Below are 22,743 nucleotides of genomic sequence, written 5' to 3'. Positions count from 1 at the left end.
CCTGCGCACAGGGGAACTTCGGTTCCCCTGTTGTCACTTTCAGCGGAGCCAATTAGATGGAACCCTACAATCCCCCGCAAGGCCCGATGCATATTCTGTATCAGGATGAGCACATTATGGTGGTCAACAAACCGAGTGGCCTGTTGTCGGTACCCGGCCGCGCACCGGAAAATAAAGACAGCCTGATGACGCGCATCCTGGCGGATCACCCAGCGGCAGAATCGGTGCATCGCCTGGATATGGCGACCAGCGGTGTGATTGTGGTGGCACTGAACAAGGCGGCAGAGCGTGAGCTAAAGCGCCAGTTCCGCGATCGCGAGCCGAAGAAATCTTATATCGCCCGCGTATCGGGCCATCTGGAGCACGATGAAGGCCTGGTGGATTTACCGCTGATTTGTGACTGGCCGAACCGGCCGTTGCAGAAGGTGTGTTTCGAGACGGGCAAAGCGGCGCAAACCGAGTACCTGGTGCTGTCACGCGACGCCGATGGCAGCACGCGGGTAAAACTCATGCCGATTACCGGCCGCTCGCATCAGTTACGCGTGCATATGCTGGCGCTGGGCCACCCAATCCTCGGTGACGGTTTCTACGCCCCGCCAGAAGTCAAAGCCATGGCGCCCAGGTTACAACTGCATGCCCAGGAACTGCGTATTACCCACCCGGCGTTCCAGACCCCCATGCACTTTCGCGCCGAGCCGGATTTCTGAAAACGGGCCCAGCATGCTGGGCCCCTATCAGGCATTCAGGATCCAGACTTACTTGAAGCCTTTCTCACGCTTGATCAGGTCGTATGCTGCCTGAATCTCCTGCGCTTTCTGCTTGGCCATTTCCATCATTTGCGGCGGTAAACCTTTCGCCACCAGCTTGTCCGGATGGTGCTCGCTCATCAGCTTGCGGTAAGCGCGCTTGATGGTGGTGGCATCGTCGCTACTGCTGACACCCAGCACTTTGCAAGCATCGTCCAGCGTTGGCCCACGTTGCGCCTGCTGGAAACCGCCGTGCGAATAACCGCCCTGCTGACCGCCGCCAAACTGGCGCCCGCCTTCCATCATGCTGAGGAATTGATCGAACTGCGCACGCGAAATACCCAGTTCTTCAGCAATCACATACAGCACCTGCCGCTCGTTCGGGTGCAGCGAACCGTCGGCGAATGCCGCCTGGATTTGAATTTCCAGAAACATCCGAATCAGGTCAAAACGGCCGAAACAAATGCTGCGGAACTGCTGCAGCGTTTCTCTCAACGGAAACTGGCTCTGTTTGCCTTCACGAAATGCCTGCTGCGCCGCGGTACGAGCTTCTCCGTGCAGTTGCAGACGATCCATAAACAGGCTGGCGATCTGAATATCCGCCTCGGTAACGCGTCCTTTTGATTTGGTCAGGTGACCCATCACCTGAAAAGTGGTGCGGAAAAACAGCGTTTGCCGCGTTTGCTGGCCGGCGAAAAAGCCCCGGCTACGCTTATTGCTGCGCGCAGTATCGATCATATGACCGACAATCAGCCCCAAAACTACACCCCAGAATCCCGCGCCAGCCCAAACGGCCACGATGACCCCGAGCAGTTTTCCCCAATACTGCATATACTCCTCAATTATCATGCCGAAAGCCGACTGCTCCCTTCCGTCTTAGGTAAGGGTTAAGGCGATTTTTCTCAGGATTTGGATTATCATACCTGTCATTTATCTTTGCGCCTATCGACGACGCAAGTAAACGGCCGGATTTAACACTAGCGCAACGCAGATGAGTAATATAGTCTCTGACCGTTTGCCGGACATGACGCCTCTGATGACGGAACACCAAAACCGCGTATGAAAAAAAGTTTCCCAACACTGCTGGCCACACTGATTTGGACGGCACTCTACAGCCAGCACGCTCTGGCTGACCTTGCTGAGCAATGCATGCTTGGCGTTCCTGTTTATGATAAACCGCTGGTCAGCGGCGATCCCAACAGCCTGCCCGTCACCATTCACGCCGATGACTCCCGCGCGGACTATCCGAAAAGTGCGCTGTTCACCGGTAACGTGAATATTGAACAAGGCAACAGCACCCTGACCGCCAAACAGGTGGAACTGAACCAGACGCAAAATCCGGGGCAGACCGATCCGGTGCGCACCGTGACCGCTACCGGTGACGTGCACTACAGCGACAATCAGATCAAGCTGAAAGGCCCGAAAGCCTGGTCGAACCTGAACAACAAAGATACCGACGTCTATGAGGGTGACTACCAGATGGTAGGCCGTCAGGGGCGTGGCGATGCCGACAAGATGAAGATGCGCGGCGCCAACCGTTATACCATTTTGGAAAACGGCACCTTTACCTCCTGTCTGCCCGGCGACGACAGCTGGAGCGTGGTCGGTACCGAAGTGATCCACGACCGCGAAGAGCAGGTGGCGGAAATCTGGAACGCTCGCTTTAAAATTGGCGGCGTGCCGGTTTTCTACAGCCCGTACCTGCAATTGCCGGTCGGTGATAAACGTCGCTCCGGTTTCCTGATCCCGAACGCAAAATATGGCAGCAGCAATGGCTTTGAATTTATGCTGCCGTATTACTGGAACATTGCGCCGAACTTCGACGCCACCATCACACCGCACTACATGTCCCGACGCGGCCTGCAGTTGCAGAACGAATTCCGCTATCTGGTACAGCCGGGCCTGGGCCTGATGGAGTTCGACTGGTTGCCGAACGATAAGGAATACAGCAAGGACAACCCTGACGACAGTAAACGTTGGTTGTTCTACTGGAACCACAATGGGGTGATGGACCAGGTGTGGCGCTTCAACGTCGACTACACCAAGGTCAGCGATTCCAAATACTTTACCGATCTGGATTCAACCTACGGTTCCACCACCGACGGCTATGCGACGCAGAAATTCAGCCTCGGCTACGCCATCGATAACTGGGACGCGACGTTAAGCTCCAAGCAGTTCCAGATCTACGACGATACTGACCGCAGCCAATCCGACTCTTATAAAGTTCAGCCACAGCTGGACCTGAACTACTATAAAGACGATCTCGGCCCGTTCGATTTCCGCATTTACGGCCAGGCGGCCAAGTTCATCAGCGTCAACCCATACAGCCCGGACGCCACTCGTCTGCATATGGAACCGTCGTTGAGCCTGCCGCTGACCAACGGCTGGGGCAGTCTGAACACCGAAGCCAAACTGCTGGCAACCCACTATCAGCAGGATATTCCTGACGGTTTTGCCGCCAACTACAAGAGCCGTACCGGTAACAATGCGCCAGGTCTTGAAGACTCGGTCAACCGCGTGTTGCCGCAGTTCAAGGTCGACGGCAAGATGGTATTCGACCGCCCAATGGATTGGTCCGAAGGCTATACCCAGACCCTGGAACCGCGCATGCAGTACCTGTATGTGCCGTATCGCGACCAGAGCAACATCTACACCTACGACACCACGCTGCTGCAAACCGACTACTCCGGTCTGTTCCGTGACCGTACTTACAGCGGCCTGGATCGCATCGCTTCACAAAACCGTGTTTCAACCGGTTTGACCACGCGAATTTATGATGACGCACTGATTGAACGTTTTAACGCTTCCGTGGGTCAAATTTACTACTTCAGCCGTTCCCGTACCGGTGACCAAACCACGGGCTACGATAACAATGATGATACCGGCAGCCTGGCCTGGGCCGGTGACACCTATTGGAAGATTGACGATCGTTGGGGCCTGCGTGGCGGCCTGCAGTATGACACGCGCCTCAATAGCGTTTCATTGGGCAACGGCGTACTGGAATACCGTCAGGATTCTGAACGCGTCCTGCAGTTGAACTACCGTTACGCCACGCCGGAGTATATTGAAACGGCACTGAACACCACGCAGGTTCCGGCCTATCAGGACGGTATTTCGCAGGTGGGCGTCACCGGCAGTTGGCCAATCGCCGATCGTTGGGCCGTCGTTGGGGCTTATTACTACGACACCCGTGCCAAACAGTCCGCCGATCAGTTGCTCGGTGTGAAGTACAACACCTGCTGCTGGGCAGTGACCTTGGGCTATGAGCGTAAGATCACCGACTGGAATGGCAGCAACAATACCAGCGTTTATGACAACAAAGTTTCGTTCAACGTCGAACTGCGTGGCCTGAGCAGCGATCACAGTCTGGGCTCCGCAGAAATGTTGCGTTCCGGCATTCTGCCTTACCAGCGTGCATTTTGATGCTTTGTAACACTTTGAAAACGAGAACTTTAACCCGCATTTGCGGATTACATAATGGGAAATGTATGAAGAACTGGAGAACGCTTATTCTCGGATTGGTGGTTTGTGCCAATACCGCGTTCGCAGCACCCCAAGAAGTGGATAAAGTCGCCGCCGTCGTGGATAACGGCGTGGTCCTTGAGAGCGACGTAAGCACCCTGTTGCAGTCGGTAAAACTCAATGCACAGCAGGCCGGCCAGCAATTGCCGGATGACAAAACGCTTCGTCACCAGATCCTTGAGCGTCTGATTATGGATAACATCCAGCTGCAGATGGCCAAGAAAATGGGGATCAACGTTTCTGACGCCGATCTGGACAAAGCCATCGGCAACATCGCCGCACAGAACAAAATGAGCATCGATCAGATGCGCAGCCGTCTGGCGTACGAAGGCCTGAACTACAACACCTACCGTTCGCAGATCCGCAAGGAAATGCTGATTTCTGAGGTGCGTAACAATGAAGTGCGCCGCCGCGTCACTATCCTGCCGCAGGAAGTGGACTCACTGGCCGCTCAGGTTGGCGCTCAAAACGGTAGCGATACCGAAATGAACATCAGCCACATCCTGATCCCGCTGCCGGAAAACCCGTCGCAGGCGCAGGTAGATGACGCGGAAGCGCTGGCTAAAAAACTGATGGGTGAAATCAACGGCGGCGCCGACTTCGGCAAGCTGGCAATCTCCTACTCTGCCGACTCCCAGGCGCTGAAAGGCGGCAACATGGGCTGGGGCAAACTGCAGGAGATCCCGACCCTGTTCGCCGAAAGACTGGTTAACGCCAAAAAAGGCGATGTGGTTGGGCCAATCCGCTCCGGCGTCGGCTTCCACATCCTGAAAGTGAATGATATCCGTGGTGCCAACCAGTCGGTATCTGTTACCGAGGTTCACGCTCGTCACATTCTGCTGAAACCTTCTGTGGTGCTGACTGACGATCAGGCACGTGCCAAGTTGCAAGAGGTGGCCGAAGCCATCAAGAGCGGTCGCGCCAAGTTTGCTGACGAAGCCAAACAGCTTTCTCAGGATCCAGGTTCTGCATTGCAGGGCGGCGATCTGGGCTGGGCTTCTCCAGACATCTACGATCCGGCCTTCCGCGACGCGTTGATGAAGCTGAGTAAAGGCGAAGTCAGCCAACCGGTGCACTCTTCCTTCGGCTGGCACCTGATTCAGTTGCTGGATACGCGTCAGGTAGACAAAACTGATGCGGCGCAGAAAGATCGCGCTTACCGCATGCTGTTCAACCGCAAGTTTGCTGAAGAAGCGCAGACCTGGATGCAGGAACAACGTGCTCAGGCTTACGTGAAGATCCTTGACGGTAATGCACAACAATAATCGCATCGTAATCACCCCCGGCGAGCCTGCCGGGGTTGGGCCGGATTTGGTGGCAGCGCTGGCGCAACAGGATTGGCCTGTTGAACTGGTGGTGTGCGCGGATCCGGCCTTGTTGCTTGAACGCGCCCGGCAGTTAGACCTGCCGCTGCAACTGCGCACCTATCAGCCACAGCAACCTGCTCAGCCGCAGCGGGCGGGTACCTTGACGGTGTTGCCGGTCGCTACCGCTCATCCGGTAGTAGCGGGTGAGTTGAACGTAGGTAACAGTGCCTACGTGGTAGAAACTTTGGCGCGTGCCTGCGACGGTTGTCTGAACGGTGAATTCGCCGCGCTGATCACCGGCCCTGTGAACAAGGGCGTCATCAACGACGCCGGCGTGCCGTTCATTGGCCATACCGAATTCTTTGCCGATCGCAGCGGTTGCGATCGCGTGGTGATGATGTTGGCGACCGAAGAGCTGCGCGTGGCGCTGGCGACCACCCACCTGCCCTTACTGGCGGTGCCTGGCGCTATCACCCGGCAAAGCCTGCATGAAGTCATCCGCATTCTCGACCACGACCTGAAAACCAAATTTGGCCTCGCCCAACCGCAGATCTACGTCTGTGGCTTGAACCCGCATGCCGGGGAAGGCGGCCATATGGGACGTGAAGAGATAGATACCATCATCCCGGCGCTCGACGCGCTGCGTGCTGAAGGTATCACTCTGATCGGCCCACTGCCGGCAGACACCCTGTTCCAGCCCAAGTATCTGCAACATGCCGATGCGGTGCTGGCGATGTATCACGATCAGGGTCTACCGGTGCTAAAATACCAAGGGTTCGGCCGGGCGGTAAATATTACCCTCGGTTTGCCTTTTATCCGTACCTCGGTCGACCACGGTACCGCTTTGGAACTGGCCGGCACCGGCACCGCCGATGCAGGCAGTTTTAAAACGGCCTTGAATCTCGCCATTAAAATGATAATTAATTGTAATGAATAATAAAGTCCACCAAGGGCACTTTGCCCGCAAACGCTTTGGACAGAACTTTTTAACCGATCAGTTTGTCATCGACAGCATTGTCTCCGCCATTCACCCGATGCCGGGTGAAGCGGTGGTTGAAATCGGTCCCGGCCTGGGCGCACTGACCGAACCGGTCGGCGCACGCATGGATCGCATGACGGTGATTGAGCTGGACCGCGATTTGGCGGCCCGCCTGGCAAATCACCCACAGCTGAAAGACAAACTGACCATTCACCAGCAAGATGCCATGACGGTGAACTTTGCCGAAATGGCCGAACAGGCTGGCCAGCCGCTGCGCGTGTTTGGTAACCTGCCGTATAACATTTCGACGCCGCTGATGTTCCACCTTTTCAGCTATACTCAGGCCATTCGCGACATGCACTTTATGTTGCAGAAAGAAGTGGTTAACCGCCTGGTTGCCGGCCCGAACAGCAAGGCCTACGGGCGTTTGACCGTAATGGCGCAGTACTACTGCAACGTTATTCCGGTGCTGGAAGTGCCACCGACCTCCTTCACCCCGGCACCGAAAGTGGATTCCGCCGTGGTGCGTCTGGTGCCACACCTGGTGAACCCGAACCCGGTAGGCGACGTGCGGATGCTGAGCCGTATCACCACTCAGGCGTTCAACCAACGCCGGAAAACCGTCCGTAACAGCCTGGGCGACCTGTTCACCCCAGAGCAACTGACGGAGTTGGGTATCGATCCGATACTGAGAGCAGAGAATATTTCTGTGGCGCAATACTGTAAGCTGGCCAACTGGCTTTCAGCCAATCCCGCGCCGCAGCAATAAGGAGTAGTGGTCATGATTGATTCGCCCCGCGTATGTATTCAGGTACAAAGTGTCTATGTGGAATCACAGTCGATACCTGAGGAAGAACGTTACGTCTTCGCTTATACCATCACCATCCGCAACCTGGGGCGTTTCAATGTGCAACTGCTGGGCCGCTACTGGCTGATCACCAACAGCAATGGCCGTCAGACCGAAGTTCAGGGCGAAGGCGTCGTCGGCGAACAGCCGCTTATCCCGCCCGGTGGAGAATTCCAATACACCAGCGGCGCGATCCTTGAAACGCCATTGGGTACCATGGAAGGCCATTACGAAATGGTTGATCATCAGGGTCAGCCGTTCCAGACCGCTATTCCGGTGTTCCGCTTAGCTATCCCAACGCTGATTCACTAATTATGTCGACATATCTTATCGGCGACGTTCATGGCTGTTTTGATGAACTGAAATCGCTATTGGCCCAGGTGGCTTTCGATCCTCAGCAAGACCAGCTGTGGCTGACCGGCGATCTGGTCGCCCGCGGCCCCGGTTCACTGGATGTATTGCGCTACGTGCGTTCACTCGGCCCTGCGGTACGCATGGTGTTGGGCAACCACGACCTGCACCTGCTGGCGGTCTACGCCGGTATCAGCCGCAACAAGCCCAAAGACCGCATCACCCCGCTGTTGGAAGCCCCGGACGCCGACGAATTGATCAACTGGCTGCGCCGCCAACCGGTATTGCAGGTAGATGAACAACTCAAACTGGTGATGGCGCATGCCGGTATCACACCGCAGTGGGACATTGAAACCGCGCAACTGTGCGCCCGTGAAGTGGAAGCGGTGCTGAGCAGCGACAGCTACCCACTGTTCCTCGATGCCATGTACGGCGATATGCCGAACAACTGGAGCCCGGAACTGAGTGGGCTGGCGCGCTTGCGTTTCAGCACCAATGCCCTGACGCGCATGCGTTACTGCTTCCCGAATGGCCAGCTCGACATGATCTGCAAAGATGCGCCAGGCACCGCGCCTGCGCCGCTCAAACCCTGGTTTGAATTGCCACGATTGGTCGATGCCGATTACACCATTATCTTTGGTCACTGGGCATCACTGGAAGGCAGAGGTACACCGGCAGGCGTTATTGGCCTCGATACCGGCTGCTGCTGGGGAGGCGATCTGACCATGCTGCGCTGGGAAGACCAACAGTACTTTACCCAACCTGCCAATCGCCGGGATTTGCTGGACGGCGTGCACCAACAGGCCGCGTCATAATCAAGCCGGGGCGGTCAATGCCGCCCCGCTGTTTTCTTCTTAAGCCCCAATCACTCCACCGTCTTCACGCGTAATCATCAATACTGACGAGCGCGGACGCGGGCTATTGTTCGGGAAATGAGAGTCTCCTTCTTCCCCCGGATGCTGAACGTTGACGAACATCGTCTTGTAATCCGGCGTGAAGGTAATCCCGGTCAGCTCGCACGACTTTGGCCCGACCATGAAGCGGCGGATTTCGCCACTGAGTGGATCGCCCACCAGCATCTGGTTGTTCCCCTGCCCGGCATAATCGCCCTTGTTACTGTATTTACCGTCGGTGAGGATCCACAGGCGACCGGACTTATCAAAGCCCAACCCGTCCGGGCTGTTAAAGGTATTGTCTGCCGTGATATTTGGCGTACCGCGGTTCACCCCTTCCGGATGCGCAATCGGGTTGCCGCACAGCGCATAAATATCCCAGGTGAATGACGCCGCCGTAGCATCGCCGCCCTCATCCCAACGGATAATCTGGCCATAGACATTGTTCGGGCGCGGGTTAGCCGCGTTCAATGGCATGCCTTCTTCGCCGCGCTTGCTGTTGTTGGTCAGTGTGCAGTAGGCACGACCATCATGCGGGTTGACCGCGATCCATTCCGGACGGTCCATTTTGGTGGCGCCCACCTGTGCCGCGGCCTTGCGGGCGAAGATCAGCACTTCGGCCTCATCACGGAAACCGTTTTCCGGCGTCAGGCCATTTTTGCCGAACTCCAGGGCAATCCAGCGGCCGGTGCCTTTCAACGGCGTACCGCCGGCATCACCGTCAAACTGCGCCACATACAGCGTGCCTTCGTCCAGCAAACTACGGTTATTGGCCGGGTTAGCCACGTCCACCACGCCTTTGGAAACATACTTGTAAATGTGCTCACCGCGCTCATCGTCACCCATGTAAACCACCAGGCGACCATCCTTGGCAACGGTTACCGCGGCATTTTCATGTTTGAAGCGGCCCAGCGCCGTATGTTTGATTGGCGTCGAAGTTGGATTCATCGGGTCGATTTCGACGATCCAGCCATGGCGGTTAAATTCATTCGGATTCTTCGCCACGTCAAAACGCTCGTCGTAATCCGGCCAATTGCGCTCCGGTTCGCTGACTTTTAGCGTATAGCGCTTTTGATCCGCCGTGGTCTTATAGTCGGCCTGATGGGTGCCGAAATAGGTATCGAAGTTCTCTTCGCAGGTCAGATAAGTCCCCCAAGGCGTTTTACCGTTGGCACAGTTGCCGAAGGTGCCCAGGACCTTGCGCCCGGTCGGATCGGCTGCCGTTTGCAGCAATGCATGACCGGCGGCCGGGCCGCTGAACTGCATCTCGGTGTTGGCCGTAATACGACGGTTATAGCGCGACGGACGCTCTACTTCCCAACGCTGGCTGTCACCGGCGCGCTTCACCGCCACGATAGAAACACCGTGCGCGGCCTGCGATTTACGCACATCTTCCAGACTGGTGGCTTTGCTGCCGCCATGGGCAAACAGATACTGCTCGTTAACATATTCATTGTTGATGGCCATCACGCCGTGATTATCATCAATCGGGAAGAAGCTCATACCATCGTTGTTGTCGCCGAACTGCTTTTCCTGGTCGGCGGCACTGTTGTTACCCTGCGGGTCAAAAGCGGCAGCGCCCTCTACCAACGGCTCACCCCAGGAGATCAGCACCTCGGCACGGTACCCCGGTGCAATCACCACCTCATCGGCGGTGGAGGCCGCAATGCCTTTGAAACCCAGCAGCTTGTTCGGCGGTAAATCCTCGGCCAGTGCTTCGGCGGAAACCGTCCAGATGCCGCCGCCGAGGAAACCGGCCAGGCCTACGGCTCCGGCGCTGCCCAGCAGCAGTTTACGACGGGTGGGGTCGGTCAGGCGGTCGGCATCTAATGGCTCAATTTTGCTCGTCATTGCATTGCTTCCTTTTTTAAATGGCGCCGCAGTCAAGATTCACCAGAGTTGCCGGGCGCTCAGAGTTGGGCTTCATACTAATCAGGAAGTGTGACGAAAATGTTACAATCAGAAGTCGGCGGAGGTTTGCCGCAGAAACGACAAAGGGCGCAATCTCTTGCGCCCTCAGGAAGATACAACTAACGCCCGGGAATTAACGGTGTTCTAAAATCTCGAAGCAATAGCTGTGAGAATTCACTTCGTCAGCATCGTGGAATTCGCTGAACGACGTTTCCCATTCATCCGGCTCATAGTCAGGGAAATGGGCGTCGCCACCGACTTCGGCATCGATATGCGTCAGATACATGCGATTGGCGCGCGCCAGGAATTGGCTGTAAATACGCCCACCGCCGATCACCATCACTTCTTCCACATCCCCGGCAGCGGCCAGCGCTTCGTCGATAGACGTGGCCCAGGTCACCCCGGCATCGGTGCCGGCGCGGCTGCTTAACACGATGTTATGGCGGCCCGGCAATGGACGACCAATCGACTCGAAAGTTTTACGGCCCATAATCACCGGTTTATTCAGCGTGTTACGTTTAAACCACGCTAAGTCCGCCGGCAGGTGCCACGGCATGGCGTTTTCCATGCCAATAACGCGATCCGCCGCCAAGGCAGCGATCAGGCTGATAATCATTGTTAAACCCTGTGTAGGCAGCAAAATTGCTCACACTATACGTAAAGCCCCAACTGCCGTCGATAGGCTAATCAAGCAATATGAATATATAAGATAGCTCTTATCAGTATATCTAATAATCAATTTTACCGGCTTGGTCACGCTTAAACGCCAGGGCGTTTCCGGTACAGCCACAACCCGGGTAACGACAGCCCGATCGATAACGCGCCGACGATAAAACAGGCCTTGAGGAGGTTGCTCATCAGGGTGGCCATCAGCGCCTCGCTGTAACCCAAATGCGAAATTTCCACCACCGAGATCATCGCGGTATAGGCCGAAATGCCCGGGAACATCGGGATCACTGCCGCCACGGTAAACACCTTCGGGTGTGCCAGCAGCCAGCGCGACCAGTAAATGCCGATCATGCCGATCAAAATCGCCGCCAAAAACGTGGCCCATTCGATGTTCATTCCTGCGTGCATCATCAGCATGCGTGAGCCGTGGCCTACTGCGCCAAGCAGCGCACAATAACGCAGCGCGCGTACCGGTACGTTGAATACCATGGCAAAACCCAGCGCCGGTACCGCCGCCAGCAGCATGTCCTGCAGCAAAGCCCAAAGCAGATTCATGACCACCCCCGCAGATCCCACAGCGACATTGCCATCACCACGCCAATGCAGGTCGCCAGCGTCAGCAGGCTGGCCATCGCCCAACGCGCCAGCCCGGTATTGATGTGGCCTTTGAACATGTCCGCAACCGCGTTAATCAGCGGAAAGCCCGGCACCAGCAACAGCACGCTGGCAGCCATCGCTACGGTGGAGGTTTCGCTGAACATCGGCAGCCGCAGCAACAGGCCGGAAACCGAGGTGGCGACAAACGCCGTCAGGCAAAAGTTGATCAGTGGATTCATGTGGCGCGCGGTCAGCATTTGGCGCACGCTCATCGCCAGACCACTGGCGATAAAGGTCACGGCGAACGCCTTCTGATCGCCGCCGTTCAACACGCTAAAGCAGCCACAGGACAGTGCCACCATCAGCACCACCAGCCAGCGCGGATAGCGCAGCGGGCGAATTTTCTCGAAGCGTCGGGCCACGTCGTGCGCGTCCGCCAGCCGGTGTTCCGCCAAAATAACGATATGCTGTACCTCGGTCACCATCTGCATATTGATGCCGCGATCGACGTTCTTGCGCGTCGTCGTCAGGCATTCGCCGTGACTGATTGTCGTCAGCACCACCGCATTGGCCGAGATAGAGCTTTCCACGCTGTCCATCCCCAGCGCCAGCCCCAAACGGGTCGATAACTGCTCCACCACCGTGCTTTCGGCGCCGTGCTGTAACAACAGCAAGGCACATTGAATACACAGACGAGTGATTTCACGCTGTTGCCGGTTCAGCTCCGGCGTTTCTGTCGGGGTTGCCTGATGCATTATGCTCCGTCACGTCCGTGAGTGAATATTCATCATAGTGCTACACATTACCTCATTGGGTTGATGCGTATCAGGGGAAGTGGCGTTATTATCAGCGCAATTAGGCCTTTTGTGCAGAGAGTCAAATCATGCTTGAAACTTCGCTGTTCGTTGCCGGTATTGCTACCCTGGGTATGCTGTCGCCCGGCCCGGATTTTTTCATGGTGATCAAGAATGCCGCCCGCTACCCGCGCCTGGCCGCCATGATGACCGCTTTCGGCGTGATCTGCGGCGTCGCGACCCATATGTCTTACTGCGTTGCCGGATTGGCGGTAGTGATCACCACCACCCCATGGCTGTTCAACGTGCTGAAATACGCCGGTGCGGTCTATCTGGTCTGGATTGGCATTCAGGCGCTGTTGTCACACGGCGGCAGTAAAATGAACGTTAGTAATGTGCCACAGCAGCAGGTGAGTCTGAAAAGTGCCTTTGTGCAGGGCTATCTGTGTAATCTGCTCAATCCGAAGGCCACGCTGTTCTTCCTGGCGGTATTCACTCAGGTATTGCAGATCGACTCCGGGTTGGGTGAAAAACTGTGGTATGCGGGGATTATCCTTGGCCTGTCCGTCCTGTGGTGGCCGGTGCTGGTGTTCCTGATCCAAAGTGGTCCGGTGCGTCGCGGGCTGGAAAAGACCCAGAAGATAGTTGATAAATTGCTGGGCGGGATGTTGATTGCCCTGGGCATCAAAGTCGCACTGAGCTAACTCTTCCAGAATGGGGCGCAGCACCGTGCTGCGCCCATCGGGTTTACCCCTTGGCTTCCACTACCTCATCCTCTGGTGCCTTGCCGTCAATACTGCCACGCCAGCCACTCTGCTGTACCCGTGCCAACCGATTCTGATCCTGCTCGATAGCCGCACTTAGCATCTCTTTGGCCCGTTGCAGACCCGCGAGACGGAATTCGGTATCCTGATAATTCTCCAGCGTTTCCTCGAGCATTTTCAGGTTGTAGCGCCGGAAGGTATCCGCTTTTTCACGTGCCTCGTAAGCATCCAACCCCAAAAGTTCCAGCGTTTCGCGACCAATGCGCAACGAGCTTTCAAAGGTTTCACGCTCCGGACTTTCCACCCCTAACTGGCGCAACTGATACCAATGGTCAACATCGCGTGCGCGCGCCACCACCTTCAGGTGTGGGAAATGCCGCTTGGCCAGTTCGGTCAATTGCAAATTGGCCTCCACATCATCGATAGCATTGATCAGTACCTTGGCGTGCTCGGCGCCTGCGGCCTCCAGCAGATCGGCGCGGGTGGCATCACCATAAAACACCTTGGTATCGAACTTACGCAGCGTTTCAATATGGTCCGGATCGTGATCCAGTACCACGGTATGGACACCATTGGCCAACAGCAAACGGCCGGCGATCTGGCCAAAACGACCAAATCCGGCAATGATCACACTGGCATTCTCATCATCGATTTCATCCGCCGGACGTTCATCTTTCGGCGCGTTTTTCTCAATCCTTGCAGCCAGCACCAGCAACAGCGGCGTCACCGCCATCGACAAGGCCACCGCCAGCGTCAGCGATTTGGCCCACTCCGGCGGCAACACCCCGGCCAGCTGTGCGGCCCCGAAGATCACGAAGGCAAACTCACTGCCCTGACCTAATAAAATGGCGAACATGCCGCGCTGGCGTTTCGGTACGCCAAGCCAGGGAGCAATCAACCACAACAGCGCCGCTTTGATCAGCATAAAGCCCAACAGCAGCGAGGCAATCAACAGCGGATGATGGAACAGGGTGCCGAAGTCGATCGACATGCCAACACCGATAAAGAACAGCCCGAGCAGCAGGCCTTTGAACGGCTGAATATCACTTTCCAATGCATGACGGTATTCGGAGCTCGCCAGCATCACCCCGGCAAGGAAGGCGCCCATCGCCATCGACAGCCCGGCCATTTCCAACAGGATGCCAAAGCCAAACACCAGGAACAGCGCCACGGCGCTAAAGACTTCGCGCATGCCGGAGCGGGCGACAAAGTGCAGCAGTGGCCGGGTCACATAGCGGCCGAGCAGCACCACAATCACCAACGCGCCGACGACCTTGGCCGCCGACAGGGCGAAGGTCGCTAACGTGGTGACGGCGCCGCTGCTGGCCAGCAATGGGATCATCGCCACTAGCGGGATCGCCGCAATATCCTGGAATAACAGGGCCGCAAACGCGCTGCGACCAATCGGTGACGGCGTCAGGTTACGTTCACTCATTGCCTGCATGGCTATCGCCGTAGAGGACAACGCCAGCGTCAGGCCAATCAGCAGTGCCACCTTCCAGTCCAGCCCGAGGAAATAGCAAAAGGCACTCAGCGCCAACCCGCAGGCCGCCATCTGGATAATACCGCCGCCAAACACCGAAGCACGCAGTGTCCACAGCCGTTTCGGATCCAGCTCCAGCCCGATGATAAACAGCATCAGCACCACGCCAATCTCGGCAAAGGTGAGGATCGACTCGGCATCAGAGACCAGTTTCAGCCCCCAGGGGCCAATAATGCAGCCGGCGATCAGATAACCCAGTACCGAGCCCAACCCCAGCCGCACCGCTATCGGCACGAACAGCGCGGCCGATCCCAGATAGATCAGCCCCTCAATCATCATATGGTGATTATCCATGTTCTACTCCCTGCTCCGCCGGTTCACTGTGTTCCATCAGGTAATCCACCAGCCGCCGCCGGTAGGCTTCTCCGGCGGCAATCAGCGCCGGTTCATTGCAGGTAAAGGTGTTATGAACGGCAAAATAGGGCTGCCAGTTCATCCCGCAATACAGCGCCGTAGCCTGCAGCGGCTGCCCCAGAGCGGCAAAATTTGGGTAATCGCCCAGTTCGAAATGGTGCTCATCGCCACCGCTGGTTACCGCCCACAGCAGATCTTTGCCTACCAGGGCATCGCCTTCATGGCCGTAGGCCCAACCGTGCTCCAGCACTTTGTCGATCCACAGTTTCAGCAACGGCGGTTGGCTGTACCACTGCATCGGATGCTGCAGCACCACCAGGTCGGCACGCTCCAGCGCTTGCTGTTCGGCGTTGATATCGATATTGAAATCGGGATACAGCTCATACAGCGAACGGACTTCCACCTCGGGAAGATCCTTGACCGCCTGTAACAGGCGGTGGTTGGCATGAGAATGCCGGGGATAAGGATGGGCGTAAATTATCAGGATCATGGTTGTCGTCGTTCCTTCGTTCCTTGCCAATATATCAAGCATATACCAATCACACAGAGTGACAGTTTGCTGAATGATTGATAGCGGAAATTTTTAACGCGAGACAACAAATTGGCTGAAGGAGATAAAAAAAGGGCGCTGCATTGAACTGCAGCGCCCCGATGTTACGGCCTGGAGAGATTACTTACCGATGCGTGCGTGCATCTCCTGCACCGAAGTGACCTGTTCGGTCGGGTCAGCCTTCAGCGCCATCGCGGTGGCGAAGCCGCCGTTCAGGGTAGTGTCGTAATGCACCTTGTACTGCAGCGCACTACGGCGAATCAGCTTGGAGTCCTCAATCGCCTGACGACCGGCCGTGGTGTTAACGATGTAGGTGTACTCGCCATTCTTGATACGGTCCTGAATGTGCGGACGGCCTTCATGCACCTTGTTGACCAGGCGCGGGTTAATCCCCGCTTCGCCCAGCACCACGGCGGTCCCGTGGGTCGCATCCAGTTCAAAGCCCTGTTTCAGCAGGCTTGCCGCCAGATCCACCACCCGGGCTTTATCGCCTTCACGTACCGACAGCAGTGCACGGCCCTGTTTCTTCATGCCTGACTGGCTGCCGAGCATCGCCTTGGAGAAGGCTTCCGCGAAGGTGCGGCCAACGCCCATCACTTCCCCGGTAGAGCGCATTTCCGGCCCTAAAATCGGGTCGACGCCCGGGAACTTATTGAACGGCAACACCACTTCTTTCACCGAGTAGTAAGGCGGGATAACTTCTTCCGTTACGCCCTGCTCGGCCAGCGTTTTGCCTGCCATCACGCGTGCCGCCACCTTGGCCAACTGGACGCCGGTCGCCTTGGAGACGAATGGCACGGTACGCGCGGCACGTGGGTTGACTTCAATCAGGTAGACTTCGTTGTTCTTCACCGCAAACTGCACGTTCATCAGACCACGAACCTGCAGCTCGAACGCCAGTTTCTCAACCTGCTGACGCATCACGTCCTGGATCTCTTTGCTCAGGGTGTAGGCCGGCAGTGAGCAAGCGGAGTCACCGGAATGCACGCCCGCCTGTTCGATGTGTTCCATGATGCCGCCAATCAGCACCCGCTCGCCGTCGCAAATCGCATCGACGTCGACTTCTACCGCGTCATCCAGGAAGCGGTCCAGCAGCACTGGCGCGTCGTTAGAGACGCTGACCGCGTTCTGGAAGTAACGGCGCAGGTCGATGTCGTCGTAGACGATTTCCATCGCGCGGCCGCCCAGTACGTAGGAAGGACGAACCACCAGCGGGTAACCGATACCGGCCGCTTTCTCTACCGCCTGTTCTATGGTGGCGACGGTGGCGTTGGCCGGCTGTTTCAGGCCAAGACGCTGTACCGCCTGTTGGAAACGCTCGCGGTCTTCCGCACGGTCAATCGCATCCGGGCTGGTACCGATAATCGGCACGCCTGCGGCTTCCAGCTCACGCGCCAGCTTCAGCGGGGTCTGGCCACCGTACTGCACGATCACGCCTTTCGGCTTCTCGATACGCACGATTTCCAGCACGTCTTCCAGCGTGACCGGCTCGAAGTACAGACGGTCGGAAGTGTCGTAGTCGGTAGACACGGTTTCCGGGTTACAGTTGACCATAATGGTCTCGTAACCGTCTTCGCGCAGCGCCAGCGAGGCGTGTACGCAGCAGTAGTCGAACTCGATGCCCTGGCCGATACGGTTCGGACCACCGCCCAACACCATGATTTTCGGACGGTCATTGGTCGGATTAGACTCGCACTCTTCTTCATAGGTGGAGTACATGTAAGCGGTGTCGGTGGCGAATTCCGCCGCGCAGGTATCCACACGCTTGTACACCGGGTGCAGCCCATAACCGTGGCGCAGCTTGCGGATTTCGCTTTCGGCAACGCCGGCCAGGGTAGCCAGACGCGCATCGGCGAAGCCTTTACGCTTCAGGGTGCGCAGGAATTCTTGCGTTAAACCGTTGATGCCGGTTTCGGCCACCTGCTCTTCCAGGCGCACCAGCTCTTCAATCTGCACCAGGAACCAGCGGTCAACGTTGGTCAGGTTGAAAACGCCGTCCACCGACAGACCGGCGCGGAAGGCATCGGCGATGTACCAAATGCGGTCAGAACCGGCATCTTTCAGCTCGCGGCGAATTTTGGTCAGCGCTTCCGGGTCGTCCAGGCTCACTTTAGGGTCAAAACCGGTGGCGCCCACTTCCAGGCCGCGCAGCGCTTTTTGCAGCGACTCTTGCTGGGTGCGGCCAATCGCCATCACTTCGCCGACGGATTTCATTTGGGTGGTCAGACGGTCGTTGGCGCCGGCAAATTTCTCGAAGTTGAAACGAGGAATTTTGGTTACCACGTAGTCGATGGACGGTTCAAACGAGGCCGGCGTACGGCCACCGGTGATGTCGTTCATCAGTTCGTCGAGGGTATAGCCCACCGCCAGTTTGGCGGCGATTTTGGCAATCGGGAAGCCGGTTGCTTTCGATGCCAGCGCCGAAGAGCGGGACACGCGCGGGTTCATTTCAATAACGATCAGGCGGCCGGTTTTCGGGTTAACCGAGAACTGCACGTTGGAGCCGCCGGTTTCCACGCCGATTTCACGCAGCACCGCCATCGAGGCGTTACGCATGATTTGGTATTCTTTGTCGGTCAGCGTCTGCGCCGGGGCCACGGTGATAGAGTCACCGGTATGGATGCCCATGGCGTCGAAGTTTTCAATCGAGCAGACGATGATGCAGTTATCATTTTTATCGCGCACCACCTCCATCTCGTACTCTTTCCAGCCAATCAGCGACTCGTCAATCAGCAGCTCTTTGGTCGGTGACAAGTCCAGGCCGCGTTCGCAGATCTCTTCGAACTCTTCGCGGTTATAAGCGATGCCGCCGCCGCTGCCGCCCATGGTAAAGGAAGGACGGATGATGCACGGGAAGCCAACGTCAGCGGCAACCGCCAGCGCTTCTTCCATATTGTGCGCGATACCGGAGCGCGCGGTGTCCAGGCCGATTTTTTTCATCGCCACGTCGAAACGGCGACGGTCTTCGGCTTTATCGATCGCGTCAGCGGTGGCGCCAATCATGGTCACGCCAAATTCGGCCAGCACGCCCTGACGTTCCAGCTCCAGCGCACAGTTCAGTGCGGTCTGGCCGCCCATGGTCGGCAGCACGGCATCCGGGCGCTCTTTTTCGATGATTTTGCGTACTACTTTCCAGTGAATCGGCTCGATGTAGGTCGCATCGGCCATTTCCGGGTCAGTCATGATAGTGGCCGGGTTGGAGTTCACCAAAATAACGCGGTAACCCTCTTCGCGCAGCGCTTTACACGCCTGAGCACCCGAGTAGTCGAACTCACACGCCTGGCCGATAACAATCGGGCCAGCGCCGAGGATCAGGATGCTTTTTATGTCTGTACGTTTTGGCATTTTTACTGCTCCTGATTATTTGGCGTTAGAACGGTAAGTCTCGATCAGTTCGATAAAGTGATCGAACAGCGGCGCGGCATCGTGTGGGCCCGGGCTGGCTTCAGGGTGGCCCTGGAAGCTGAACGCCGCCTTGTCGGTGCGGTGAATGCCCTGCACCGTATGGTCAAACAAGGATTTGTGCGTTACGCGCAGTTCCGCCGGCAGGTTATTTTCGTCCACGGCAAAACCATGGTTCTGCGCGGTGATCATGACGCAGTCCTTATCCAGGTCTTTTACCGGGTGGTTGCCGCCGTGGTGGCCGAGCTTCATCTTCACGGTTTTCGCGCCGCTGGCCAGTGCCAGCAACTGGTGGCCGAGGCAGATGCCAAACACCGGAATGTCGGTTTCCAGGAACTGCTTGATGGCGGTGATGGCGTAATCACAAGGCTCCGGGTCACCCGGGCCGTTGGACAGGAAAATGCCGTCCGGATCCATCTTCAACACTTCATCTGCCGGGGTCTGTGCCGGCACTACCGTCAGGCGGCAGCCGCGATCCACCAGCATGCGCAGGATGTTGCGCTTGGCGCCGAAATCGTAAGCCACCACGTGGAACGGCAGTTCGGAGGCCGCTTTGGCTTCCGGCAGTTCGCCTTCCAGCGTCCAGCTGCCTTGCTGCCAGCTGTAAGCTTCCTGGGTGGTCACTTCTTTCGCCAGATCCATGCCTTTCAGGCCCGGGAAACCTTTGGCCTTGGCCAAGGCCAGGGCTGCATCCGGGGTATCGGCAGCAATGATGCAACCGTTCTGTGCACCCTTCTCACGCAGCAGACGGGTCAGCTTGCGGGTATCAATATCGGCGATCGCCACGATGTTATGACGCTTCAGGTAGTCAGACAGGCCTTCTTCGTTGCGGTAGTTGCTGGCAATCAGTGGGAGGTCGCGAATGACGAGGCCTTGGGCGTGTACTGCGGAGGATTCTTCGTCAGCAGCATTGGTGCCGACATTGCCGATATGAGGATAAGTAAGAGTAACGATCTGGCGGGAGTAGGAAGGATCAGTGAGGATTTCTTGATAACCGGTCATCGACGTATTGAAGACCACTTCTCCTACTGCCGTACCCTCTGCCCCGATGGCCCGACCGTGGAATTGGGTTCCGTCTTCGAGAACCAATAGCGCTGACTTAATCAAAACACCCTCCAAGGAATAATCAATCACAATATTTGCATATTAATTCAGATATCGCGATCTAAATCAATGCAAAAACCGCCCTCAAGGTCAATTTTTGGCAAATTGGGCGCATTCTAATGATGAGAGCTCCGCTTGTCTACCCAAAGCGCCATTTTTTCTCTTATTTTTGCACTTCTCGACGTTTAATAGGGTTAGCAGCCATAAAAACACCGCTAAACTCGGGTTGGTAAACGGTTGCGGGGACGAATGACAAAAAAGCGCGATGATGAAGGCCAAATCCAGGGAAAAAAACATCACCATCAGGAGATCCTGGTTAAAAAACACATAAAAACATACAAAAATAGCAACTACAAAAACAAATAAACGCATAACTCATGTTTTATGTGTTAAAAAAAAGGACAATAAAATTATTGTCCATTAATCATAGCATTATGATCAATACAACCACATCACGATGGTATATAAATCAATTATAACTGGTCTAAATTGAGCACGTTTCGCATATCAAACATCCCTTTATCACGGTTATGCAACCATGATGCCGCCCGTACCGCCCCGCTGGCAAAAGTCATCCGGCTGGAGGCTTTATGGGTGATCTCAACCCGCTCGCCAATGTCGGCAAACATGGCGGTATGCTCACCCACGATATCGCCTGCACGAACAGTGGCAAAGCCAATGCTCTTCGGATCGCGTTCACCGGTATAACCTTCACGCGCATACACCGCGCACTCTTTAAGATCGCGCCCCAGTGCGCCAGCGATAGCCTCACCCATTGCCAACGCCGTGCCCGAAGGGGCATCCACTTTATGGCGATGGTGCGCTTCAATAATCTCGATATCGGTATAGTCGCCCATCACCTGTGCGGCTTTTTCCAACAGTTTCAGCACCAGATTGACGCCGACGCTGAAGTTGGCGGCAAAGACGATCCCAATCTGCTGCCCGGCGGCACGGATGGCGTCTTTACCGGCGTCATCAAAGCCGGTAGTGCCAATCACCATGGCTTTTTTATGCTCGACGCAGAAAGCCAGATAGGCCAGGGTGCTTTCCGGGCGGGTGAAGTCGATCAGAATATCGAAATCATCGACCACCTTTTCCAGACTGTCGCTAACGGTCACGCCCAGCGCGCCAACGCCCGCCAGTTCACCGGCGTCGGTACCGATCAGGCTTGAACCTGGCCGCGATATCGCTGCCCCCAGCACCACGCCCGGTGCCTGCTGTACCGCCTGGATCAATTGACGGCCCATACGGCCGCCGGAACCCGCAACCGCGATGCGGATTAATGAATCAGTCATACTTGCTCTCTTGTTGATTTGACGCCTATCCCATTAGGCTATCGGTTCAGGGTAACTGCCTCGCCCTATCACCGCCAGAGGATTCATTTCATAATTAGAAAATTATGATATCTCTCGTATTTCATCAGCAATGCTGTCAATGGGTTAACAATTGACCTAAAAGTGTCTGTTGCCGATTGTACATAATCATGCAATTTCAATGGCTAAACATCGCAGGAAAAAACCCTCATTTCATTCACTAAAACCGGCATGGGTACCACCAATCAGCCGCTTAGCTTAGTATATGGCGTAACTGCCGCTTTATTGCCTGAGAGCCACGGATGAAAACCGCACCCACGACCCTATCGGAAACCCTGACGCAAGATTTGGCACGCCGCATCATCAGAGGCGATTTGCCGCCCGGGCTGTCGTTGCCGGGGGAAAATGAGCTGGCACAGCAGTACGAGGTTTCACGCACCTCGGTACGCAATGCCTTGCAGGTGCTGGCCGCAAAAGGGCTGATTTCCATCCAGGCCAAGAAGCGCAGTACGGTTAACTCACGCCAGCAGTGGAGCTTTTTGGATACCGATGTTCTGGCCTGGCTGGCAGAAGACAGCCTCGATCCGTTGTTGATTGAACAGCTAATGATCACTCGTTTGATCTTTGAACCCAATATCGCCGCGCTGGCGGCGGTTAATGCCACCGGTCATGATTTAGCGGCGCTCGAAGATGCCTGCAAGTTGATGGCGCAAGGGCAGCAACAAGCCAGCCGCGAACTGTTCGAACAGGGCGATATGGCATTTCATCTCGCTTTACTGGGGGCCAGCCATAACCCCTTTTTACATTCATTAGGCAGTGCGCTGTCCGCCGCAATGGCCCTCTCTTTTCAGCAAACGCTGGAAGAGGACGTACGCCTGGCCCAAAAAGCCGTAGAAGAACACCAACAGCTGCTGGAGGCTATCCGCTTCAAGCAGGTGGAGAATGCGCGCCAATGCATGCGTGTCATTCTGCTCAACGCGGCCAGAAAGAATAATTGGCATAAACAGCCAGAAATGTTCGCTCATATCCTCTAAAAACCCTCCTTTGCTGTAATTTCGATCAATCTCACAGTTCCCGAGTGCTTTTGTCTCTAGCAT

Annotated in this window: 19 protein-coding genes; 9 read left to right on the top strand and 10 right to left on the bottom strand. The window is 56.3% G+C overall.

What is annotated here, in order from left to right; genetic code table 11:
• Positions 1-56 precede the first annotated feature (56 nt).
• The gene (gene rluA / locus ACNT1W_RS05550) at positions 57-707 is read left to right on the top strand and encodes a bifunctional tRNA pseudouridine(32) synthase/23S rRNA pseudouridine(746) synthase RluA (RefSeq protein ID WP_012005180.1); all 651 of its coding nucleotides are present in this window, start codon (positions 57-59) and stop codon (positions 705-707) included.
• 48 nt (positions 708-755) lie between these two features.
• Here rluA and djlA read toward each other — a convergent pair whose 3' ends face one another.
• Positions 756-1,577 carry a co-chaperone DjlA gene (djlA, locus tag ACNT1W_RS05545; protein WP_012005179.1) on the bottom strand — a complete coding sequence of 274 codons (822 nt, stop codon included), beginning with the start codon at positions 1,575-1,577 and terminating at the stop codon, positions 756-758.
• Between the two features lie 228 nt (positions 1,578-1,805).
• Here djlA and lptD point away from each other — a divergent pair, with 228 nt between their 5' ends.
• From lptD to apaH, 6 genes are all read left to right on the top strand, one after another.
• Positions 1,806-4,169 carry an LPS assembly protein LptD gene (gene lptD / locus ACNT1W_RS05540; protein ID WP_017891581.1) on the top strand — a complete coding sequence of 788 codons (2,364 nt, stop codon included), beginning with the start codon at positions 1,806-1,808 and terminating at the stop codon, positions 4,167-4,169.
• Between the two features lie 65 nt (positions 4,170-4,234).
• Positions 4,235-5,533 (top strand): peptidylprolyl isomerase SurA, encoded by a 1,299-nt coding sequence (gene surA, locus ACNT1W_RS05535; RefSeq protein WP_012005177.1) that lies wholly within the window; start codon positions 4,235-4,237, stop codon positions 5,531-5,533.
• Entirely contained in the window at positions 5,520-6,512 is a 993-nt protein-coding gene (gene pdxA / locus ACNT1W_RS05530) for a 4-hydroxythreonine-4-phosphate dehydrogenase PdxA (protein ID WP_017891579.1), read from the top strand. The genes surA and pdxA overlap by 14 nt, the downstream gene beginning before the upstream one ends.
• A complete protein-coding gene (rsmA, locus tag ACNT1W_RS05525) occupies positions 6,505-7,323 on the top strand; it encodes a 16S rRNA (adenine(1518)-N(6)/adenine(1519)-N(6))-dimethyltransferase RsmA (protein ID WP_012005175.1) in 819 nt (272 codons plus the stop codon). The genes pdxA and rsmA overlap by 8 nt, the downstream gene beginning before the upstream one ends.
• 12 nt (positions 7,324-7,335) lie before the next feature.
• On the top strand, positions 7,336-7,713 hold the full coding sequence (apaG, locus tag ACNT1W_RS05520) for a Co2+/Mg2+ efflux protein ApaG (RefSeq protein WP_012005174.1): 378 nt from the start codon (positions 7,336-7,338) through the stop codon (positions 7,711-7,713).
• 2 nt (positions 7,714-7,715) lie between these two features.
• A complete protein-coding gene (apaH, locus tag ACNT1W_RS05515; protein ID WP_012005173.1) occupies positions 7,716-8,567 on the top strand; it encodes a bis(5'-nucleosyl)-tetraphosphatase (symmetrical) ApaH in 852 nt (283 codons plus the stop codon).
• 39 nt (positions 8,568-8,606) lie between these two features.
• Here apaH and ACNT1W_RS05510 read toward each other — a convergent pair whose 3' ends face one another.
• The 4 genes from ACNT1W_RS05510 to ACNT1W_RS05495 all read right to left on the bottom strand — a co-directional run bounded on the left by ACNT1W_RS05510 (position 8,607) and on the right by ACNT1W_RS05495 (position 12,577).
• Positions 8,607-10,496: a PhoX family protein gene (locus ACNT1W_RS05510; RefSeq protein ID WP_012005172.1), complete on the bottom strand. Its 1,890-nt coding sequence runs from the start codon at positions 10,494-10,496 to the stop codon at positions 8,607-8,609.
• Positions 10,497-10,689: 193 nt separating this feature from the next.
• Positions 10,690-11,172, bottom strand: coding sequence for a type 3 dihydrofolate reductase (folA, locus tag ACNT1W_RS05505; RefSeq protein ID WP_012005171.1), 483 nt, complete (start codon positions 11,170-11,172; stop codon positions 10,690-10,692).
• 143 nt (positions 11,173-11,315) lie between these two features.
• Complete coding sequence (locus ACNT1W_RS05500; protein ID WP_017891577.1) at positions 11,316-11,780, bottom strand: threonine/serine exporter; 465 nt, start codon at positions 11,778-11,780, stop codon at positions 11,316-11,318.
• On the bottom strand, positions 11,777-12,577 hold the full coding sequence (locus ACNT1W_RS05495) for a threonine/serine ThrE exporter family protein (protein ID WP_012005169.1): 801 nt from the start codon (positions 12,575-12,577) through the stop codon (positions 11,777-11,779). The genes ACNT1W_RS05500 and ACNT1W_RS05495 overlap by 4 nt, the downstream gene beginning before the upstream one ends.
• 128 nt (positions 12,578-12,705) lie before the next feature.
• Here ACNT1W_RS05495 and ACNT1W_RS05490 point away from each other — a divergent pair, with 128 nt between their 5' ends.
• Positions 12,706-13,320 (top strand): LysE family translocator, encoded by a 615-nt coding sequence (locus ACNT1W_RS05490; RefSeq protein ID WP_419246501.1) that lies wholly within the window; start codon positions 12,706-12,708, stop codon positions 13,318-13,320.
• Between the two features lie 43 nt (positions 13,321-13,363).
• Here ACNT1W_RS05490 and kefC read toward each other — a convergent pair whose 3' ends face one another.
• The 5 genes from kefC to dapB form a co-directional block, all read right to left on the bottom strand.
• A complete protein-coding gene (kefC, locus tag ACNT1W_RS05485; RefSeq protein ID WP_261132010.1) occupies positions 13,364-15,217 on the bottom strand; it encodes a glutathione-regulated potassium-efflux system protein KefC in 1,854 nt (617 codons plus the stop codon).
• Positions 15,210-15,767: a glutathione-regulated potassium-efflux system oxidoreductase KefF gene (kefF, locus tag ACNT1W_RS05480; RefSeq protein ID WP_259190193.1), complete on the bottom strand. Its 558-nt coding sequence runs from the start codon at positions 15,765-15,767 to the stop codon at positions 15,210-15,212. Before kefF ends, kefC begins: the two co-directional genes overlap by 8 nt.
• A gap of 180 nt (positions 15,768-15,947) precedes the next feature.
• Positions 15,948-19,172 carry a carbamoyl-phosphate synthase large subunit gene (gene carB, locus ACNT1W_RS05475; protein WP_012005165.1) on the bottom strand — a complete coding sequence of 1,075 codons (3,225 nt, stop codon included), beginning with the start codon at positions 19,170-19,172 and terminating at the stop codon, positions 15,948-15,950.
• A gap of 15 nt (positions 19,173-19,187) precedes the next feature.
• Positions 19,188-20,336 (bottom strand): glutamine-hydrolyzing carbamoyl-phosphate synthase small subunit, encoded by a 1,149-nt coding sequence (gene carA, locus ACNT1W_RS05470; RefSeq protein ID WP_026142192.1) that lies wholly within the window; start codon positions 20,334-20,336, stop codon positions 19,188-19,190.
• 470 nt (positions 20,337-20,806) lie between these two features.
• A complete protein-coding gene (gene dapB, locus ACNT1W_RS05465; protein ID WP_419246500.1) occupies positions 20,807-21,628 on the bottom strand; it encodes a 4-hydroxy-tetrahydrodipicolinate reductase in 822 nt (273 codons plus the stop codon).
• Positions 21,629-21,948: 320 nt separating this feature from the next.
• Between dapB and ACNT1W_RS05460 the strand changes: the two genes are divergently transcribed.
• Entirely contained in the window at positions 21,949-22,680 is a 732-nt protein-coding gene (locus ACNT1W_RS05460; protein ID WP_419246499.1) for a FadR/GntR family transcriptional regulator, read from the top strand.
• Positions 22,681-22,743 lie beyond the last annotated feature (63 nt).

It is taken from the genome of Serratia sp. NFX21 (assembly GCF_048517035.1).
Classification (GTDB): Bacteria; Pseudomonadota; Gammaproteobacteria; order Enterobacterales; family Enterobacteriaceae; genus Serratia; species Serratia quinivorans.
This window is presented reverse-complemented; position numbering and strand designations above follow the sequence as displayed.

Coding starts and splice junctions, on each gene's coding strand:
- kefF (WP_259190193.1), bottom strand. CDS start 15,767: ATGATCCTGATAATTTACGCCCATCCTTATCCCCGGCATTCTCATGCC.
- ACNT1W_RS05495 (WP_012005169.1), bottom strand. CDS start 12,577: ATGCATCAGGCAACCCCGACAGAAACGCCGGAGCTGAACCGGCAACAG.
- rluA (WP_012005180.1), top strand. CDS start 57: ATGGAACCCTACAATCCCCCGCAAGGCCCGATGCATATTCTGTATCAG.
- apaH (WP_012005173.1), top strand. CDS start 7,716: ATGTCGACATATCTTATCGGCGACGTTCATGGCTGTTTTGATGAACTG.
- apaG (WP_012005174.1), top strand. CDS start 7,336: ATGATTGATTCGCCCCGCGTATGTATTCAGGTACAAAGTGTCTATGTG.
- ACNT1W_RS05460 (WP_419246499.1), top strand. CDS start 21,949: ATGAAAACCGCACCCACGACCCTATCGGAAACCCTGACGCAAGATTTG.
- pdxA (WP_017891579.1), top strand. CDS start 5,520: ATGCACAACAATAATCGCATCGTAATCACCCCCGGCGAGCCTGCCGGG.
- folA (WP_012005171.1), bottom strand. CDS start 11,172: ATGATTATCAGCCTGATCGCTGCCTTGGCGGCGGATCGCGTTATTGGC.
- ACNT1W_RS05510 (WP_012005172.1), bottom strand. CDS start 10,496: ATGACGAGCAAAATTGAGCCATTAGATGCCGACCGCCTGACCGACCCC.
- carB (WP_012005165.1), bottom strand. CDS start 19,172: ATGCCAAAACGTACAGACATAAAAAGCATCCTGATCCTCGGCGCTGGC.
- kefC (WP_261132010.1), bottom strand. CDS start 15,217: ATGGATAATCACCATATGATGATTGAGGGGCTGATCTATCTGGGATCG.
- ACNT1W_RS05490 (WP_419246501.1), top strand. CDS start 12,706: ATGCTTGAAACTTCGCTGTTCGTTGCCGGTATTGCTACCCTGGGTATG.
- djlA (WP_012005179.1), bottom strand. CDS start 1,577: ATGCAGTATTGGGGAAAACTGCTCGGGGTCATCGTGGCCGTTTGGGCT.
- lptD (WP_017891581.1), top strand. CDS start 1,806: ATGAAAAAAAGTTTCCCAACACTGCTGGCCACACTGATTTGGACGGCA.
- dapB (WP_419246500.1), bottom strand. CDS start 21,628: ATGACTGATTCATTAATCCGCATCGCGGTTGCGGGTTCCGGCGGCCGT.
- surA (WP_012005177.1), top strand. CDS start 4,235: ATGAAGAACTGGAGAACGCTTATTCTCGGATTGGTGGTTTGTGCCAAT.
- rsmA (WP_012005175.1), top strand. CDS start 6,505: ATGAATAATAAAGTCCACCAAGGGCACTTTGCCCGCAAACGCTTTGGA.
- ACNT1W_RS05500 (WP_017891577.1), bottom strand. CDS start 11,780: ATGAATCTGCTTTGGGCTTTGCTGCAGGACATGCTGCTGGCGGCGGTA.